This window comes from Roseburia sp. 1XD42-69, assembly GCF_003612565.1.
Lineage (GTDB): Bacteria > Bacillota > Clostridia > Lachnospirales > Lachnospiraceae > Roseburia_B.
On sequence record NZ_RAZG01000196.1, the window covers coordinates 1 to 1,613 of the forward strand.

Below are 1,613 nucleotides of genomic sequence, written 5' to 3' on the forward strand. Positions count from 1 at the left end.
GCTATCAGCTGTTTTTTCATATAGTGGTTATATTGTAGAATGTAAAGAAGTTGGCATCACCACCTTTCTTAAATGGTATTAGTGTGTAGTCTTGTTATTGTAATGATGTTTGACTTTCCTTGGAGTTGTTCGTGGATTTGATTCCCCGCTGCCCTTTTTGTCCCGCACCCGGTGTGATATGGCAAAATCAAATATGCAGCGGATGATGCCACTCTTTTCCGTATCTGTATCAGCATCCATATATTCCCCTATATGGCGGCTCAGACATCCGACAAGCTCATTCATGTTTGTCATATATTTGTTCTGATTCCTTTTCTGGTTTATGGTACGGTCAATAATGCCGTCTGTCTCTCTCTTTATAGCAAGAGCCAGGTTTGCAAGTAATACCGATATCCAGAATTCCTGGAGAACAGAGTTCTCAGAATAGCCCCTGAAATTGGTGAGTCCGATCTTTTCTTTGACAAGCTTGTAATTCTCTTCCACCGGCCATCTTAGGAAGTAACACTGGCGGAACAGTCCTTTGGCAAGGTCAAAATCATTTGTGATCAACGTTTCCAGAGTTCCGCTTGGGAGATAAAATTTAAGGATGCGTACTTTCCTGCCATCCAGGAAGAAAATATGGTCACTGATCCCGTTTCGGTCCATTGGAGCAGGCAGTGCATCGATATCTGTGTTAAATTTAGACCTTAACCGGAACAGATACCTGGCATGTAAGGAATCTTCGATAAAAGAAAATAAATTTTTTGAAGCATATCCCCTATCGAAGACAAATATGGTGTATAATAGATTTGTCCGTGCTTTGCTTTTTATATTTTGCATATGCCTTATGGCAAGGGTACGTTCACCGATGCTCATGGGTTCGAGCTGTGCATCAAGGATGCGGTGATTCAGTACATCGAAAGCAACACTGGCAATGGCAGTGGGAGAACTGGAACCTCTCCCTATACTGCCGTATTTATCGAGAAGAGTCTTACGGTTAGGAAGAGGTATTTTAGAGCCGTCAACAGCGATGATCTGCCGTCCCCATACACCCATGAAACGAGAATGGAAATCCGGGGAATCCCTGCTACAAAGGAAGTCAAGTACACGTTCGAAGCATTCTTTGAAAATAGAATGGTCAATGCCGGAGCGTGCCTTGCTGAAAGCCTGTTGGGAACATTTCACAGTATCAGAGATGGAAGCCCCAGACAGGTGCCGCAATTCGGTAAAGAATTCATCAAGAGATGCAGAGATGGTTTTCTTGGAATTTCTTAATAACAATTTGATCAATGTCCAGTAGGGAAGTTTCCCACAATTGCGAGTAAAAGCCCCTTTTCTGTTTCGGGCTTGTTCAAGGACATATGGATCAAGTAATGTGTTACAGATAATATCAGCTAAGATTTGAATTAATTTCATACGAAGCAGCTCCCTTCAAAAAAGTGATATAAACAAGGGCTGCGCCGCATTTTGGGGCGGTTTTGTCAATAGTAAATCTGCTGATTTTTCGACGAAAAATTTGTGCAATATTTTAATTGAGATAGTGGTCTTGAATGAAGAAAGGCACAGGGAACCCCGTGCCAATTAAAAGAAAAACACAATATGTTGTAGTTGCTTGAGTTAGGTTGTTAACATTG

The 1,613-nt window shown here is 41.7% G+C and carries 1 protein-coding gene; it reads right to left on the reverse strand.

Features of this window, described 5'->3' with window-relative positions:
- Positions 1–78 precede the first annotated feature (78 nt).
- Positions 79–1,395 (reverse strand): IS4 family transposase, encoded by a 1,317-nt coding sequence (locus D7Y06_RS25025; protein ID WP_120410174.1) that lies wholly within the window; start codon positions 1,393–1,395, stop codon positions 79–81.
- Positions 1,396–1,613: the final 218 nt, after the last annotated feature.